Annotated in this window: 13 protein-coding genes; 4 read left to right on the forward strand and 9 right to left on the reverse strand. The window is 41.6% G+C overall.

The window, feature by feature from the left end:
* The first annotated feature begins 85 nt into the window (after window positions 1–85).
* Complete coding sequence (locus ACTHN6_RS16495) at window positions 86–751, forward strand: heme exporter protein CcmB (RefSeq protein WP_440436877.1); 666 nt, start codon at window positions 86–88, stop codon at window positions 749–751.
* A gap of 76 nt (window positions 752–827) precedes the next feature.
* Here ACTHN6_RS16495 and ACTHN6_RS16500 read toward each other — a convergent pair whose 3' ends face one another.
* The gene (locus ACTHN6_RS16500) at window positions 828–1,685 is read right to left on the reverse strand and encodes a sigma-70 family RNA polymerase sigma factor (RefSeq protein WP_090658553.1); all 858 of its coding nucleotides are present in this window, start codon (window positions 1,683–1,685) and stop codon (window positions 828–830) included.
* 324 nt (window positions 1,686–2,009) lie between these two features.
* Between ACTHN6_RS16500 and ACTHN6_RS16505 the strand changes: the two genes are divergently transcribed.
* Both ACTHN6_RS16505 and ACTHN6_RS16510 read left to right on the forward strand, forming a co-directional pair.
* Window positions 2,010–2,177, forward strand: a complete 168-nt coding sequence (locus tag ACTHN6_RS16505; protein WP_440436878.1) for a chryseobasin-related MNIO class RiPP peptide — start codon at window positions 2,010–2,012, stop codon at window positions 2,175–2,177.
* A 29-nt stretch (window positions 2,178–2,206) separates the two neighbouring features.
* Entirely contained in the window at window positions 2,207–3,337 is a 1,131-nt protein-coding gene (locus tag ACTHN6_RS16510; RefSeq protein ID WP_440436879.1) for a multinuclear nonheme iron-dependent oxidase, read from the forward strand.
* On the opposite strand, the gene ACTHN6_RS16515 is transcribed toward ACTHN6_RS16510, so the two are convergent.
* Window positions 3,338–4,531 (reverse strand): ATP-binding protein, encoded by a 1,194-nt coding sequence (locus tag ACTHN6_RS16515; RefSeq protein WP_440436880.1) that lies wholly within the window; start codon window positions 4,529–4,531, stop codon window positions 3,338–3,340.
* Window positions 4,532–4,602: 71 nt separating this feature from the next.
* Here ACTHN6_RS16515 and ACTHN6_RS16520 point away from each other — a divergent pair, with 71 nt between their 5' ends.
* Entirely contained in the window at window positions 4,603–5,061 is a 459-nt protein-coding gene (locus tag ACTHN6_RS16520) for an NUDIX domain-containing protein (protein ID WP_440436881.1), read from the forward strand.
* Between the two features lie 69 nt (window positions 5,062–5,130).
* On the opposite strand, the gene ACTHN6_RS16525 is transcribed toward ACTHN6_RS16520, so the two are convergent.
* From ACTHN6_RS16525 to ACTHN6_RS16555, 7 genes are all read right to left on the reverse strand, one after another.
* A complete protein-coding gene (locus tag ACTHN6_RS16525; RefSeq protein WP_440436882.1) occupies window positions 5,131–6,852 on the reverse strand; it encodes a sodium:solute symporter family transporter in 1,722 nt (573 codons plus the stop codon).
* A 103-nt stretch (window positions 6,853–6,955) separates the two neighbouring features.
* Entirely contained in the window at window positions 6,956–8,446 is a 1,491-nt protein-coding gene (araA, locus tag ACTHN6_RS16530) for an L-arabinose isomerase (protein ID WP_440436883.1), read from the reverse strand.
* A 201-nt stretch (window positions 8,447–8,647) separates the two neighbouring features.
* Window positions 8,648–9,349: an L-ribulose-5-phosphate 4-epimerase gene (locus tag ACTHN6_RS16535; RefSeq protein ID WP_440436884.1), complete on the reverse strand. Its 702-nt coding sequence runs from the start codon at window positions 9,347–9,349 to the stop codon at window positions 8,648–8,650.
* Window positions 9,350–9,644: 295 nt separating this feature from the next.
* Entirely contained in the window at window positions 9,645–11,192 is a 1,548-nt protein-coding gene (locus ACTHN6_RS16540) for an alpha-N-arabinofuranosidase (RefSeq protein WP_440436885.1), read from the reverse strand.
* 20 nt (window positions 11,193–11,212) lie between these two features.
* Window positions 11,213–12,895, reverse strand: coding sequence for a ribulokinase (locus tag ACTHN6_RS16545; RefSeq protein ID WP_440436886.1), 1,683 nt, complete (start codon window positions 12,893–12,895; stop codon window positions 11,213–11,215).
* Between the two features lie 242 nt (window positions 12,896–13,137).
* Window positions 13,138–14,259 carry an aldose epimerase family protein gene (locus tag ACTHN6_RS16550; RefSeq protein WP_440436887.1) on the reverse strand — a complete coding sequence of 374 codons (1,122 nt, stop codon included), beginning with the start codon at window positions 14,257–14,259 and terminating at the stop codon, window positions 13,138–13,140.
* Between the two features lie 353 nt (window positions 14,260–14,612).
* Window positions 14,613–16,577, reverse strand: a complete 1,965-nt coding sequence (locus ACTHN6_RS16555) for an alpha-L-arabinofuranosidase C-terminal domain-containing protein (RefSeq protein WP_440436888.1) — start codon at window positions 16,575–16,577, stop codon at window positions 14,613–14,615.
* Between the last annotated feature and the right edge of the window lie 526 nt (window positions 16,578–17,103).

The raw sequence follows: 17,103 nt of genomic DNA on the forward strand, positions 1-17,103 counted from the left end.
TAGTGTTTTGCAACTGAAACATAATTTTACCATTACCGTTTACTTAAAACATTTGCGCCTGAACATGCATGTATATTTGCAGCGCATGAAAAAACTTTCCACACAGCAAATACTGGCGCTGGTAAAAAAAGATATTTTGCTTGAAACCCGCCAGCAATACACGTTTTATGGCGTGCTGTTGTATGTGGCTTCTACCGTATTTGTTGTATACCTTACAAATGGGCAGCCTGGGGATCAAACATGGAATGCTTTATTCTGGATTGTGCAGTTATTTGTTTCGGTGAATGCGGTGGCTAAAAGTTTTTTACAGGATAGTAAAGGCCGCATGCTATATTATTATACTATTTCCGGCCCTGTTAATTTTATCATTGGTAAAATAATTTTTAATGCAATGATCATGCTCGTTATGAGCCTGCTTACTTTATTAATTTTTACGCTGTTGTTAGGCAACCCGGTTATTCATTTTTTTCAGTTTGTGATCATAAGTTTTATAGGTGGCGTAGGTTTAGGGCTTGTTTTTACATTTTTGGCGGCTATTGCGGCCAAAGCGCAGCAGCAATCTGCGTTGATGGCTATTATGGGTTTTCCTATCGTAATTCCGCAGTTATTATTGTTAGGTAAGATTTCGTCAAAGGTTTTTAGTGATGCTTTGCAAGGCGGCTGGTGGCAAATGGTTTTACTGCTTATCAGCCTTGATGTTTTAATTGTACTGCTTTCAATAATATTGTTTCCTTTTTTGTGGAAGGATTGAGTGTAAATAACGATGGGCTATCATAAATAAAAAGCCGCTTCATTTGAAGCGGCTTTTTATTTTAAAGCGACAGCTTTTAACCTAAGTACGATTTAAGCGAGCTGCTGTAACGTGCTTTTTGCAAACGTTTGATAGCCCTTTCCTTAATCTGGCGAATGCGTTCTTTTGTAAGGTCATACTTCATGCCTATCTGCTCAATGGTTACACCATTTTCGCCTTCAAGGCCGAAATAAGCGTTTACAATTTCTGCTTCACGCGGGCTAAGTGATTTCAATACACGCTTGATTTCTTCACGCAAAGAATCTTTCATCACATCTTCATCCGTATCATCGCTGCCTTCCAGTAAATCGCCCATGGCCACATCTTCTGCCTCGTGCACGGGTGCATCCAATGATGTGTGGCGGGTGTTGCTCTGGAAAATGTTGTTGATCTCGGTTTCGCTCATTTCGAGAATCTCGCTTAACTCTTCGGTTGAAGGTTCGCGCTCATGTTCCTGCTCAAAAGCCATATAGGCTTTATTTGCTTTGTTATAGGTGCCAATTTTGTTTTGAGGCAGGCGGACTAATCTACCCTGCTCTGCCAACGCCTGTAAAATGGACTGGCGAATCCACCATACGGCGTATGAAATGAATTTAAAACCCTTGGTTTCATCGAAACGCTGGGCTGCTTTTATCAAACCGAGGTTACCCTCGTTGATCAGGTCGCTAAGAGAAAGGCCCTGGTGCTGGTACTGCTTAGCAACAGATACCACGAAACGTAAGTTGGCCTGCACGAGTTTGTCCAGTGCTCTCTGGTCACCCATCTTGATTCTTTGCGCCAGTGTAGTTTCCTCTTCGGGAGTGATCATCGGAATTTTAGAAATTTCCTGCAGATACTTTTCAACGGCCTGGGAATCACGATTGGTGATTTGGGTAGCGATTTTTAGCTGCCTCATATATGTTGTCCTTTGTTATTAATACAAGTTATATGCAAAAAGGATGCTTATTGTTAGTTAAAGTTACTAAAAATAAAATGCGGGCTGCAAAGTTACAACTTTTAGCCGGTATTTATTTCCTAAATGTGAATATTTCAAGCAGAAATTGTTAATAAGACAATTAAACGCTCTTATTAACCCATAAATACGGCTTTATTATGCCAATGATTTGTTCTAAAAAGATTGGATTCTGTAAAAAATTATTAAATAAAAACCACATAGTGGCAACGTTTTACAAAAGCTTACTGTCAAACCTGCATCAGCCAAATCTTAAAATTGCTTAAAATGAAAGTATCAAAAACCTTGCTTCAGGCCATTTTGGTTGCAGTTACTGCCAGCACAGTTGCATCCTGCTCAAAATCTGTTGATTCAAAACCACAAAAAGAAAAAGCCGCCAAAACAGACAGCACTTATGTAATTCCCGGAAACTGCCCTGCCTGTGGTATGGGTTAAACCGGTAAAAAAATTAAATTGATTAACTGATGCCGAAGATAAATGCGGCTGTTTCCTGCAACCTCGATACCAATATATTGCTTGCAACCCTGCCTTTGTTTGAAGCAGAAAAAATAGAGGCAATTGAATGGTCGTTCGATGCGCTCTTTAAAGCAAATGACATTCCCGGATGGTTTTATGAATTGTTGCAAACCTTTTCCGATGCTAAAAAACTAATCGGGCATGGCGTTTATTTTTCATTATTCTCCGGTAAATGGTTAAAGGAACAGCAGGATTGGCTTGACAATTTAAAAAATGTAAGCAGCCGGGTTCAATTTGATCATATAACGGAACATTTTGGTTTTATGACCGGCGAAAATTTTCATACCGGCGCTCCTCTGGGTATTCCTTTTACTGCAACCACGCTTATGATCGGCCGGGACAGGCTGAAAAGAATTTCTAATGCCTCTAATTGCCCGGTGGGTCTTGAGAACCTTGCGTTTGCTTATACCATTGAAGATGTAAAACAACACGGCGATTTTCTTGCAAAACTGCTTGAGCCGGTAAATGGCTTTATTATTTTAGACCTGCATAATATTTATTGCCAGTTGCACAATTTTGATATTGAATTTGAAAACATCGTTGCACATTACCCGCTTGATCTTGTGAGAGAAATTCATATTTCGGGCGGAAGCTGGGAGAATTCTGTTACTAAACCCGGCAGGAAAATAAGAAGGGACACGCATGACGAAACTGTTCCGGCTGAGGTTTTTGAATTATTGCACGTAGTAATTCCCAGATGCCCTAATTTAAAATATGTGGTTTTGGAACAACTAAGCTGCGGCCTTGATACAGAAGAAAAAAGAAAATTTTTTCAGGATGACTTTCTGCAACTAAGTTCAATAGTTGAATCAAAAAAGGAAAACGGGCCGGTTAATACAAATAATTTTATTGCGCCGGAAATTACATTAGAGTTGATGCCTGTAGAAGATGAAGTATTGTTTCAACAACAAACTGCACTCTCCAATATTTTTGAAAAGGCCACATCCAATGTGCATGCTTTGCAATTATTGCATAATGCAGGTTTTTCCAACACAGCCTGGAATATAGAAAACTGGCAACCGCACATGCTGGAAACAGCTATTGCCATTGCGCAAAAATGGAAGAATGGATTTGCCTGATTATTTACTCAGGTACATGCTCTTTTCTTTAAACAGCTGCCTGAAATAAGGATCGCGTAAATCTTTAATAAAGCGGATTGCTTCACCCGTACTCTTCATTTCCGGGCCGAGTTCTTTATTAACTTTCGGAAATTTATTAAAGCTGAAAACAGGCTCCTTAATAGCAAAACCTTCCAGCTTCTTTTCAAAAGTGAAATCTTTTAGTTTTACTTCACCCAGCATAACCTTTGTGGCAACATTGAGATAAGGGATTTGGTAAGCCTTTGCAATAAACGGCGTTGTGCGGCTGGCCCTGGGGTTGGCTTCAATTACAAAAACCTTGTTGTCTTTAATTGCAAACTGTATATTAATAAGGCCGCGAATGTCAAGTGCACGTGCAATTTTCTCTGCATAATATTCCATTGTAGTCACAACCAGGGGCGTAAGATTGAACGCCGGTAATACAGCGTTGCTGTCGCCGCTGTGAATGCCTGCAGGTTCAATGTGCTCCATTACACCCATTACGTGAAAAGTTTCGCCATCAAAGATGCCATCAATCTCTGCTTCCTGGCAACGGTCGAGAAAATGGTCGATTAATATTTTATTATTGGGAATGTGCTTTAATAAACTTACAACGGCCTTTTCCAGTTCATCATCATTTATTACAATACGCATTCGCTGGCCGCCCAAAACATAGCTGGGGCGTACCAAAACAGGATATCCCACTTGATTGGCTACCTCAATAGCTTCATCTGCAGTATAAGCAGTGCCATATTGCGGGTAAGGGATATCAAGTTCTTTCAGCAGATCGCTGAAACGGCCGCGGTCTTCAGCAATATCCATATTGTCGAAAGAAGTGCCGATAATTTTAATGCCTTTTTCATGCAGCCTTTTTGCCAGTTTCAAAGCTGTTTGGCCGCCGAGCTGAACAATTACGCCATCGGGCTTTTCCAGCTCAATTATTTCCCATAAATGTTCCCAGTAAACAGGCTCGAAATAAAGTTTATCGGCCATATCAAAATCGGTGGAAACCGTTTCAGGGTTGCAGTTCACCATAATGGCTTCATAACCGCATTCTTTAATAGCAAGCAGGCCGTGCACGCAGCAATAATCAAATTCAATGCCTTGACCAATTCTGTTGGGGCCGCTGCCGAGAACAATAATTTTTTTGTTTTTGGATGGGACTGATTCGTTGTGAGTAAGCTTTTGATTCATTACAGGTAAATTGCGCAAATGTAATGCGTGGTGGTTAGCTTGCAAAACATAAAAATGTTAAGGCAGATAATATGGGTAAAAAAAGTGCAGGAATAATTTTATTCAGAAGAAAAAATAATTTCCTGGAGATAATGCTGGTGCATCCCGGCGGCCCTTTTTGGGCAAAAAAAGATGCAGGCGCCTGGTCAATTCCAAAAGGAGAATTTGATGAAGGGGAAAATGCGTTGCAGGCGGCCAAAAGGGAATTTGAAGAAGAAACCGGTAAAAAGATTTCAGCGAAAGATTTTGTTGAATTATCACCGGTGAAAAATAAAAGCGGCAAAATCGTTTATGCTTTTGCTGCGGAACAGGATTTTGATACAGCAAATATTACCAGTAATTTAATTTGGGTTGACTGGCCGCCGCGTTCCGGCAAACGCATAGAAGTGCCGGAAGTTGACAGGGCTGAATGGTTTGACGCGGCCACGGCAAAAGAAAAAATTCTTGCTTACCAGGTGCCATTGATTGAAGAACTTGTGAAAAGATTTTGAATTTATGATGTTGTAAGCATAAAAAAAACGCTCCTTTTTGGGAGCGTTTTTTTATGCTTGGAACCTGTTTTACCAGAACCTTACATAAATGGCAGTAAGTAATATAAGCGTAATAACAATCATTGTTAAAATACGGGGTGTTACCTTAAACATGCCTGATTCAATATTAATGGCCTGCGGATTTACTTTAGGTCCGGCAAGGCTCACGGCAACCATCACGAGCACCGTAAATACACCAGACCATCCCATACATACGAGGAATGGTATTTCCCATGTGGTAACGCCTTCTTTAATAATGGGGAAGGCTGTATATAATAATGTTTCGTGGCCAAACCATTCGGCCGCATAATTATTAAAGATCACTGAAGTAATAAAACCTACCAATATACCTGCAACCGCGGCTGCACCGGTGGTTCGTTTCCAGAACATACCCAGCAGGAACATTGCCAAAATACCGGGGCTTATAAAGCCGGTATATTTCTGAATAAATGTAAAACCACCTTCGCCACCAATACCCAACGTGTCATTCCAGGTGAGCATAAGGCCAAGCAGCATAGCGGCCACAATGGCCAGCCTGCCTATAACTACCAGTTGTTTTTCACTGGCATCTTTCCCCATATATTTTTTATAGATATCCAGCGTAAAAATGGTGGAAATACTGTTTGCCTTGCCGGCCAGCGAAGCCACAATGGCCGCGGTAAGTGCGGCTACCGATAAGCCTCTTAACCCTGTAGGTAAAAAGGCGAGCACAGATGAATAAGCTTTGTCTTTAATTTGGTAAAGGTCTTCAGGAGCCACATTGGGGGTAAGGCCAGTCATAGACACGCCGTTTTTGTATAGAACGTATGCGGCAATACCGGGAAGCATAACGATGATCGGCATCATTATTTTCAGCATGCCCGCAAATAAAATACCTGTACGGGCCGTATTAAGGTCAGCACCCAATGCACGCTGCGTAATGTATTGGTTGCATCCCCAGTAATTCAGGTTTACGATCCATTGGCCGAGGAAATACATGGAAATACCCGGCAGGATTACGTAACGCTGAATATCATATTGAGAACTTTCTGCAGTAGGTTTATCAAATATCATGTGAAAATGATCGGGTGCATCTTTCATTAAGGTAGAAAACCCATTGGCTACCCCCGTGCCATCACCAACATGATGGCTTACCTGCTGTAGTGCAAAATAAATGGTTGCAAAACCTCCTATAATTAATACAGCTACCTGTATTACATCAGTAAAGCCAATCACCTTCATGCCTCCCAGTGTAATGATAAGGGCAAAAAAAGCCAGGCCTATCATAATCGGGTGCAAATATTCCGGGCCTACAAGGCCGCTGATGGCTACAGCGCCGAGGTATAGTATTGAAGTAAGGTTTACAAGTATGTAAAGGAACAACCAAAATACTGTCATGATTAATGAAACCGTATTGTTATACCGCATCTTCAGAAATTGCGGCATGGTATATATCTTATTCTTAAGATAGATAGGCATAAACCACACGGCGATAATAATAAGTGCAATGGCAGCAACCCATTCATAACAAGCCACCGCTACACCGGCAAAAAAACCATCACCGCTCATACCCACAAATTGTTCGGCAGAAATATTGGAGGCAATTAAAGAAGCGCCTATTGCCCACCACGTTAAAGAACCTTCAGCAAGGAAGAACGCTTTTGAATCATGTTCTTTGCTTTTGCGCCGGCGATAAATCCAATATCCATACGATGCTACGATTATAAAATACAGGATAAATACCAGATAGTCTTGCGTTACAAGCTTGTTCATGTACCGTTAGTTTATTTTTTTGTTTGAAATTAATGTAGCAGGATATAAATAATTAAAAGTAGCCAATGGTTCTTGCGTTATAACAGGTAAAAGATATACAGTGTTATTTATAATATGCTTCACTCCAGCGCAACTCATTTTTAAGGCTATAAAGATTAGTATTCTTGTCTATTAAAACAAATTCAATATTTGCCATGGCCGCAAAGTCTTCCAGGTGTTCGTTCGTTAAGTTCTGGCTATAACATGTATGATGTGCGCCGCCGGCATATATCCAGGCTGCGCACCCGGTTTTCATATCGGGCAATGGTTTCCATAAAACCCTTGCCACAGGCAGCTTTGGCAGCTTATGTTTGGGCTTAACGGCTTCTACTGTATTTACCAGCATCCTGAAACGGTTACCCATATCAATGATTGATGCATTTAATGCAGCGCCGCCGTTCACATCAAATACCAGGCGTACAGGATCTGCCTTGCCGCCAATACCGAGCGGATGAATTTCACAGGAAGGCTTTTTGTTGGCGATGGATGGGCAAATCTCCAGCATGTGCGAACCCAACACCATCTCATTACCTTTTTCAAAATGATAGGTATAGTCTTCCATGAAACTGTTGCCGCCTTTTAAACCATGCGCCATTACTTTCATGGCGCGAACCAATGCCACCGTTTTCCAGTCGCCTTCGCCGGCAAATCCATAACCTGACTGCATTAAGCGTTGTGCGGCAATACCAGGCAATTGCAACATGCCATGCAGATCTTCAAACGTGTCGGTAAAACCTTTGAAGTTGTTAGCCTCCATAAAAGTTTTCAGGCCCAGTTCAATTCTCGCTGCATCTTTTAATGACTGGCGTTGTTTGCCCTTCTTTTTTAAAGCATCAGCCAAAACATAACTGTCTTCATATTCCTCCATAAGCCTGTTTACATCAGCATCGCTTATGCTGTTGATTACTGCAACGAGATCGCCAATGCCATAGGTATTTACAGAAAAACCAAACTTATATTCTGCTTCCACTTTATCACCATCGGTAACGGCAACATAGCGCATGTTATCACCGAGACGCAGGAATTTGGCGCCCTGCCAGTCGTGCCAGCCTGCTGCAGCCCGGCTCCATGTTTCAATGCTTTTTAAAGTGTCTTCATCTTTCCAATAACCTACCACCACTTTTCTTTCCATGCGTAAACGGCTAACCATAAAACCAAATTCACGGTCGCCGTGTGCGCTTTGGTTCAGGTTCATAAAATCCATGTCAATCGAATTCCATGGAATATCACGATTGAATTGTGTATGCAGGTGCAGCAAAGGCTTTTGTAAAATTTTCAGGCCGTTGATCCACATTTTGGCAGGAGAGAAGGTATGCATCCAGGTGATGATGCCGATACAGCTTTGCGAAGCGTTTACTTCTTTAATGGTCGCTGTAATTTCCTCAGGTGTTTTTACAGTGGGCTTGAAAATAACAGGGAAAGGAATTTGTTTTGATGCGTTTATTCCGTTTACAATTTCCTGTGAGTGTTCAGCAACCTGTTTTAAGGTTTCTTCTCCATATAAATGCTGGCTGCCGGTAATGAACCATATCTCCAGGTCTTTTAAATCTATCATGGTTGTGTATTTATTATAGTTTGATTGTTTGATGTTGATGCTAAATGGTCAGGCATGAATCGTCAAACGTGAAAACCCCGGACCCGATTACTTATTATTAAATCATCCCTTTTAATTTTTTATAAATAAAGCCGAACTCAATTCGAACTTAAAATTTTCACGTTCTTACATTCACGTCTCACAATCAAGGCTTCACGTCAATCATTCCTGCCCGTAGTAACTGTTAGGCCCGTGCTTTCTTTCAAAATGCTTGTTGATTAACGCATCTTTCATGCGCAATACATTTGCATTTACTGATTCTGTTATGAAAGCCATTTTTGCCAATTGCTCCAGCACAGCACTGTTATACACGGCTTTGGTGGCTGTTTTAGCCCAGGTAAACGGCGCATGGTTGCCCACCAAGATCATTTCAATATCCGTATAGCTGAGATTTTTTTCCTTTAATGCATTAATGATCTGGAAGCCGGTTTCATATTCATAATCACCTTTTATCATTTCATCATCCATTGGGGCAGCGCAGGGCACATCGGCAGTAAGATGATCAGCATGCGTGGTTCCATAAATGGGTATATCACGCAGGCTTTGCGCCCAGGCTGTTGCATAGGTTGAATGTGTATGCACAATGCCGTTTATTTTTTCCCAGTGCTTATATAAAACAGCATGTGTAAGCGTGTCTGATGAAGGGCGCAAATTGCCTTCAACTGTTTTGCCGTCAAAGTCAACAATCACCATTTTTTCGGGTGAGAGCTCTTCATACGGAACACCGCTTGGCTTAATGGCAAAAACGCCGAGACTTCTGTCTGCGGCGCTAACGTTACCAAAGGTGAACAAAACAAGATCAAGTTTTGGCAACTGCATATTGGCTTCAAAAGCTTCCTGCTGTAAGTGTTCGTATTTGCTCATGTGGGATGAATATTTTTTGTGGATCGACAAACGAGAAACCTTCCAGATTGATTATTGTTATAAAACGTGTATTTGTTGATTAATTTTTTATAAAACTATTTGGATAACCATTAAAAGAACAAATGAGCAGCAAACCATTGTGCCATAAAATATGCAGTACAAGGGAGTGACACAACGAAGCTCAATAGAAATTCACCTGCAGGTTATCAAACAAAATTCAAAAAACTATTTAGTTATAAATTCAAACCCGGCTTTCACTTAAACCTTCACCTTCATGCTTGCCGATTCACGTCAATTATTTTAATGTAACCAGCACTACACTCATAGGCGGAAGGTTTATGCTTAAATCGTTACCAATCTTTTTAAAATCTGAAAAAGCAGCAAGCTTTACTTTATTGGGATTATCAAATGTATTGACATCACTGAAGCTGGCTGAAGTTAAAACCTGGCCTTCTGTTGTTTTAAATGCGGCCCCGTTCAGGCTTGCATTCACCGTTATTTTATTGTTCGGATCAATATTTACCAGTGTAATATGAATAACGCCGTTGCTGTCTTTTGATGCAGATGCATTCACAGCGGGAATGCTTTCTTCGCCATATTTATAATCAGGGCTGAAGAAGTTTACCGGCAATAAAGTTGCATCCTGGTGATATTTATACAAATCAAAAACATAATAAGTTGGTGTAAGCACCATCTTTTCTTTTTGCGTAAGTACCAGCGCCTGCAAAACATTTACGGTTTGTGCAAGGTTGGCCATTCTTATGCGGTCGCAATGTTTATTAAATATGTTTAATGATGATGCGGCAATCAATGCATCGCGCAGGCTGTTTTGCTGGTATAAAAATGCAGGGTTTGTATTGGGTTCAGGATCTGTCCAAATGCCCCATTCATCCACGCACAGGCTTACTTTTTTCTCAGGATCATATTTATCCATGATAGCACTGTGTTTGTTGATGAGTGTTTCAATATTCAGGCAGCTTTTCAATCCTTTAAAATATTCTTCTTCATTAAAGTTGGTTGCTGAACCTTTGTGCTGCCAGTTATTTACGATGGTATAATAGTGCATGGAATAACCCCACATTTGATTGGGCCTCACGTTTTTCATGCTTACCTCTGTCCAGTTATAGTCATCTGCATTGGCGCCGCTCATAATTTTCTTTAAAGGTGCACCGGGATAGTTTATACAAAAAGCAGCATAGCGTTTATACAGGTCGGCATAATATTCCGGCGTCATATCGCCGCCGCAACCCCAGCTTTCATTGCCCACGCCCCAGAAAGCAACTTTATAAGGCGCTGCATGGCCGTTGGCACGGCGCATATCGGCGAGTGTGCTCTTGCCGCCGAAATTGAGGTATTCAATCCAGTCAGACATTTGCTGCGGTGTGCCTGTTCCAACATTACCGGCAATATACGGTTCGCAGTTCAGCAGGTTGCATAGTTGCAAAAATTCATCGGTGCCAAAACTATTATCCTCCGGAACCATGCCCCAGGTGGAGTTGATGCGCAATGGCCTTTTATCTTTCGGCCCAATACCATCGCTCCAATGGTACCTGTCTGCAAAACAGCCGCCGGGCCAGCGCAATAAAGGAATATTGATGGCTTTTAATGCGTTCACCACATCCATTCTTATGCGGCCCTGTTTTGGTACATTCAATGTTGAATCTTCAAGATAAAAACCATCATAAATGCAGCGGCCAAGGTGCTCTGCAAAATGGCCATAAATAAAGCGGCTGATCTTGTCTTTATCAGCTTTTGCATTCACCTGCATGCTTACGGTTTCCTGTGCAAAAACAGCAACCGAAATACAAATAATAAGAAGCGTTGTGGTAAGTTTCTTCATCATAAAGCAAGGTTATTTTATTATTATTTACTCATTGTGAGATGTTCAATTGCTGCACCGAATTGTTTATACTTCGTATAGCGTTTATTATATAGCGCCGCCTTTGATTTGTCCGGCACATATTCCGCTTCAAAACCGCGGCCCATTGCAGCCATAGCATCTTCCACTTTATCGTATAAACCCGAAGCTGTTGCGGCAAACATGGCTGCGCCTGCGGCGCAGGTTTGTTCACTTTTATGGATGCGGATAGGCATCTGCATAATATCGGCCATCATCTGCATGATGAATGATGATTTTTTAGCAACACCGCCCATACCTATCAAACCTTTTACCGGAATTTTTTCTTCTATAAATCTTTCAACAATAGCCCTGGCGCCAAAGCAGGTGGCCTCCGCCACTGCCCTGAACATTCGAGGGGCATCGCTGCCAAGGCTAAGGCCATAAAAAGCGCCTTCGAGCATCTGGTTGGCATCAGGTGTTCTTCTGCCGTTAAACCAGTCAACCGCTAATTCATCATCTTCGTTTACTTCAAGCAGTGCGGCGTGTTTGGATAATGATGCAATAAGTTTGCTTTCGCTTTCTTCAATAAATTTGCTGGTTGTATCAGCGTCGATAATGCCAGGCTGGTTAAGGGTTTGTTTCAAAGGCCACATTAGTAAATTCCTGAACCAGGCATAGGCATCACCGAATGCCGACTGGCCTGCTTCCATACCCATCATGCCCGGAATAACAGAGCCGGGTACCTGCCCGCATATTCCTTTTACTAAAATATGCTGTACCTCTTTCTCCGGTGCAACGAGAATATCGCAGGTGGATGTGCCCATCACTTTGCTCAAAAAATAAGGTTCTATCTGCCCGCCCACCGCACCCATGTGCGCATCAAAAGCGCCAATGCCCACAATGACATTGCTTGATAAACCAAGGCGTTCAGCCCATTCTTTGGAAAGTGTGCCCGCACTTTCCGATGCCGTGTAAGCTTTATCAAAAAGCCTGGCTGTAAAACCGTCCAGTAATGGATCTAATGATTTGAAAAATTCATTTGGCGGGAAACCTCCAAATTCTTTGGCAAATAAAGCTTTATGGCCTGCGGCACAAATGCTTCTCTTCATTGAAGCCACATTGCTGCCGCCAGTTAAAAGAAATGGTATCCAGTCGCAATGTTCAGCCAGCGAATAAGCGGCTTTTCTTACCGTTTCGTCTTTCCGCAAAACATGTAAAAGTTTTGCCCAGAACCATTCAGAAGAGTAGATGCCGCCTACGTATTGCAGGTAATTCACATCAAATTTCGCAGCATGTTCATTTATCTCAGCCGCTTCTTTTACAGCCGTATGATCTTTCCATAAAATGTACATGGCATTGGGGTTATTCTCAAACCCCGGCGTTAATGCCAGCGGCGTTCCTTCCTTATTTACCAAAACAGGAGAGGAGCCTGTTGTATCAACTGATATGGCTTTAATCTTGGGCGAAATCTCCGGGCCGGCCTGCTGCAGGCAGGCTTTAATGGTTGCTTCAAGGCCTTCAACATAATCAAGCGGGTGTTGCCGGAATTGATTGATGGAAGCATCGCAAAACAACTGTTTTTTCCAGCGGGGATAATAAAAAACGGCAGCAGCAACTTCTTCCCCGGTTGCAGCATCAACAATTATGGAGCGAACCGAATCTGTTCCATAATCAACGCCGATAACATAATTGGTATTCTTAGTCATATCGCAAGAACTGCGTTAGGAAGGCAAGATAGGAAATGATTTTTAATTGTCGAAATTACAATTAAAGTGCGGAAATGGGGAATCGTGAAAACATAAAAGCTTGGAATGAATGATGTTCCTGCCAGATTATTTCTTTAACGCTTATGTTATAAAACGTGGATGCAGGGTTTCTCCTGAAATTATTACGCTCCTGCATTCACGTTTCACGATTCACTAAAAAAATATTCACAACCAGGCACTCATTATTTTACGCTCAGTTTATATTCCGTAATGCTGTGATAGGTTTGGCCAGGCTCTAAAATGGTAGAAGGAAAATCAGGCTTGTTGGGTGAATCAGGAAAATGTTGTGTTTCCATGCAAAGTGCAGTATTCACCAATAGCGGATTTCCATCATGATTTGTAAATTTTCCATCTAAAAAGTTGCCGGTATAAAACTGTAAACCGGGTTCTGTGGTATAAACTTCAAGCGTACGGCCGCTTACAGAATCGCTTAAGGTTGCCACCTTCTGTAAAGAAGAATCTTTCCTGTTCAGTACAAAATTATGGTCGTAGCCACCCGGTACTGCGCTAAAGTCCTGCCCGATTTTTTTAGCTGTTGTAAAATCAAACGGTGTTCCTTTCACCGCTTTTAGTTCACCGGTTGGGATTAATGTAGGATCAACCGGCGTATAACGGTCGGCATCAATCTGCAGGTAATGATCAAGAATTTTGTTTTTTACACTGCCTGTTAAATTAAAATAGCTGTGATTGGTTAAGTTAACCGGAGTGGCTTTATCTGTTGTTGCCGTGTATTCAATTTTTAAACCATCATCATCGCTTAAGGTATAAACAACCGTAACATCAAGGTTGCCCGGATAACCTTCTTCACCATCTTTGCTCAAATATTTTAAGGTAATAGAAGGTTGCGTGGAATCGGGAACCGTTGCATCCCAAACCACCTTATCAAAACCCTTTATACCACCATGCAGGCTGTTAGGGCCATTGTTGGCAGCAAGTTTATACGTTGTTCCATTTAAGGTAAACTGTGCCTTGCCAATGCGGTTGCCATAACGGCCAACCAATGCGCCGAAATAAGGCGGGTTCTGCCGGTAAGTGCTCAGGCTGTCGAAGCCAATAATAATACTGCTTTTATTGCCGTTCTTATCCGGCGAAATCCAGGAAGTAATGGTGCCGCCATAATTGCTGATTGTAACCACATCTCCTGCTTTGTTGGTAAGTGTGTACAGGTAAACTTGTTTACCGTCCACTTCACCCCAGTCTTTTTTTGTTGTGCCCATAGTTGCTGAAGTTTCATGTTGTGCTTCACTGCAGGATGCAAATGCAACCGTTGCTATTATTAAACCTGCATTAAACCATTTTGCCATGTTTATTTTTTTGAAATGATGAATAAAGATGTCTTACCCCGTTTCTGTTCACAAAACGACAAGCAGGCCTTCCTGAACAGCGACATTATTTATTTACAACGGGTTTTTATATTTCCTGAAAAGCCTCTATCTTTTTATTTGTTTTGCCCTTGGAGCCTCTCCGATTCTCGGTTTCAAACCAATAACCAACAACCGGCGTCATCATCTTTTAGGTGCTTCCTATTGCGCCGCTAATTAAATGTATGCATTGCAATATGCTTCAACAATCTGTTTCAATCTTTAATGCAAACATCTCAATTATTTTGAGAACTTAATAAAGGTATGCTTGCTGCAACCAGGCCGTTCTGTTATTATCATTGCATTTTTATGTGAATTACCGTAAACGAATAAGGACGTAATGCCAGGTTCAATTGCCTGCCTGTTACCTCAGCTTCACTCACCTGCGGACTGATATTTTTTGGCGATTCAATTGAATTGACCATAGTAAGATCGTTGCTTTGAAGCATTGTTACGGTTGCTTTTGATGCAAGCTTCTTTTTGGTGTCAATATTTATTTGTTTTGATATTGACCTGGAAGATGTGTTCACTATTTTCAAGATCACTTCATTGGCGGCGCTTGTTACGGCAGAAGCGTATAAACTATCCTTTCCCTTAAGAGCTTCGTTAGCCGATGTAATGGCAACAATATTATCTCCTTTATTATTGGCAAATAGCTTTTGTACATAATAATTGGTTGTGCCAAAAGACTTCAGGTTATCAAACCATATCAAATCGGGCGTCCATTGCCAGCCTTCCACATGTGCGAATAAAGGCGCATAAGAAGCCATCTGTACAATGTCGGCATTGCGTTCAAGGCCGGTCATGAAAGCAGCTTCCGACAGCGCACATAACCAGTTGTTTTTATTTAGAGGGCTAACGGTTGCCACACTTTGTGCTGCATATTCACCGGCAAAGATTTTTGGCCCGTTCCTGTCGTAATCATCATAACGGCTGGCATTGTTTTGAAACCATGAGGGTGAACTATAATAATGTTCATCCAATATATCTGCATTCAGTTTGCGTAGCGTATCGTTCAGGAAATGAAACCTTTCATCATCCGGAGAAGGGCCAACACTGTTTACCAGTTGTATTTCAGGATATTTAGATTTGATAGCCTTTGTAAATATTTTATAGCGTTCCACATATTGCGGCCCCCATTGTTCATTGCCAATGCCCAGCAGTTTAAGGTTAAAAGGAGCGGCGTGACCCATTACCTCACGCAAACGTCCCCATTTAGTTGAAACATCGCCGTTGGCAAATTCAATTAAATCCAATGCATCCTGTATGTACGGATCGAGCTGTGTTGTATCCACCACTTCTGCAGAATTAAACTGGCAGGCCATGCCGCAATTAAGAATGGGCAATGGCGTTGCGCCTATATCTTCGGCCAATTGGAAATATTCAAAAAAACCAAGTCCGAAACTTTGGAAATAATCAGGCGTGGGGCGGTGCGCAAATTCTGTATTCCAGCGGTTCACAATAACCTGCCTCTCTTCAACCGGTCCCACCGTTTTTTTCCATTGATAGCGTGTTGCCAGTTCCCTGCCTTCAACAATACAGCCACCGGGAAAGCGCAGGAAGCCGGGTTTCATATCAGCCAGCAACTGCACTAAATCGGCCCTTAAACCATTTGGCCTTTCTTTCCACGTATGCTGCGGGAATAGAGAAAGCATATCAAAATCAGCAACACCCTCTCCTTCAAACCAAACATTCAACCTGGCTTTTAATTCAGTTGCATTTGCCGTAAGACTGGTTTTGTATTGTTGCCAGTTATTACCGGAAATGTTGATGGTTTGGGATTCGCCCAAATTTTTGCCTGTACTGTCAACCAGTTGCACATGCAATGCAAGATTGCCGGCTTCGCTGCGGGCCGAAACAGTAAAAATATATTGCTCATTTTGTTTAATACCCATACCGCGGAAACCTTCATTGGTTAATCCGAATTCCCCCGTGGCGGTATTGCGTGTAACCCTTATGTAGCGCTGGTTTGCGCTGTCTGTTTCCAGCCTGTTGGTTACCAGTACACTGCCTGTGGTTGGTGATGCCTGCCGGATAGACCAGCCCGTTAAGGGGGTAAAGAATTCAAACGAACGGTTCTTCACCAATTCTGCATATAAACCGCCATCGGCTGCAAAGTTGATGTCTTCAAAAAATATTCCCCACATGGTTGGCTGAATGGCTGCAGTTGGTTTATCTGCTTTTACAACCAATGGCTGGCCTTCTGTTGTATGGGCATACAATAATATTGCAGCGATTGCAATTACACGGTTAATTTTCATTTCTTAAATAAATACCTTTTTGCGTGGTTAAATTGAGTTTATGATATATGAACAAAACAAGGGAACCGGTAGAAACCAGTTCCCGGATTCTTATTAGACAAAAAATAAAAAACGTATTAAAAAAAGTATATGGGCAGTTAATACTGCAATCAATTTTCATATAGCGCCAAAGCTTGATTGATAGCATAAAACCTGCTATGCCACAGGCTTTGCAAATATGAAAATAGGATAAGTTTTTTATTTGTCAAAAAAACATTTATTATTCAGGCACGGATTGCTGTTGTTTTATCCGGCTTGCAACTTTGCAATGCAAATGCGTATTTTTTAGATGTTTGGAAGAGGTTGTGACTTTGTTATTCAACAGAATGCTTCCTTCATGTTTACTTGCAGGTTCCTGCACACCTGCGCGTAGGTTCCCTGATGCCTGGAGGATATTAATGGTATGATTGTATTAATACCGGAAAAAGAAAATTGCCTGATACATTCATCCTTTCTTTATACCTCTTATTATATCATTCACCATTTA

This window comes from Parafilimonas sp. (genome assembly GCF_051953455.1).
Classification (GTDB): domain Bacteria; phylum Bacteroidota; class Bacteroidia; order Chitinophagales; family Chitinophagaceae; genus Parafilimonas.

Bases quoted from the DNA above. Each gene is read 5' to 3' on its own strand.
- ACTHN6_RS16495 (WP_440436877.1), top strand. From the start codon at position 86: ATGAAAAAACTTTCCACACAGCAAATACTGGCGCTGGTAAAAAAAGAT.
- ACTHN6_RS16500 (WP_090658553.1), bottom strand. From the start codon at position 1,685: ATGAGGCAGCTAAAAATCGCTACCCAAATCACCAATCGTGATTCCCAG.
- ACTHN6_RS16505 (WP_440436878.1), top strand. From the start codon at position 2,010: ATGAAAGTATCAAAAACCTTGCTTCAGGCCATTTTGGTTGCAGTTACT.
- ACTHN6_RS16510 (WP_440436879.1), top strand. From the start codon at position 2,207: ATGCCGAAGATAAATGCGGCTGTTTCCTGCAACCTCGATACCAATATA.
- ACTHN6_RS16515 (WP_440436880.1), bottom strand. From the start codon at position 4,531: ATGAATCAAAAGCTTACTCACAACGAATCAGTCCCATCCAAAAACAAA.
- ACTHN6_RS16520 (WP_440436881.1), top strand. From the start codon at position 4,603: ATGGGTAAAAAAAGTGCAGGAATAATTTTATTCAGAAGAAAAAATAAT.
- ACTHN6_RS16525 (WP_440436882.1), bottom strand. From the start codon at position 6,852: ATGAACAAGCTTGTAACGCAAGACTATCTGGTATTTATCCTGTATTTT.
- araA (WP_440436883.1), bottom strand. From the start codon at position 8,446: ATGATAGATTTAAAAGACCTGGAGATATGGTTCATTACCGGCAGCCAG.
- ACTHN6_RS16535 (WP_440436884.1), bottom strand. From the start codon at position 9,349: ATGAGCAAATACGAACACTTACAGCAGGAAGCTTTTGAAGCCAATATG.
- ACTHN6_RS16540 (WP_440436885.1), bottom strand. From the start codon at position 11,192: ATGATGAAGAAACTTACCACAACGCTTCTTATTATTTGTATTTCGGTT.
- ACTHN6_RS16545 (WP_440436886.1), bottom strand. From the start codon at position 12,895: ATGACTAAGAATACCAATTATGTTATCGGCGTTGATTATGGAACAGAT.
- ACTHN6_RS16550 (WP_440436887.1), bottom strand. From the start codon at position 14,259: ATGGCAAAATGGTTTAATGCAGGTTTAATAATAGCAACGGTTGCATTT.
- ACTHN6_RS16555 (WP_440436888.1), bottom strand. From the start codon at position 16,577: ATGAAAATTAACCGTGTAATTGCAATCGCTGCAATATTATTGTATGCC.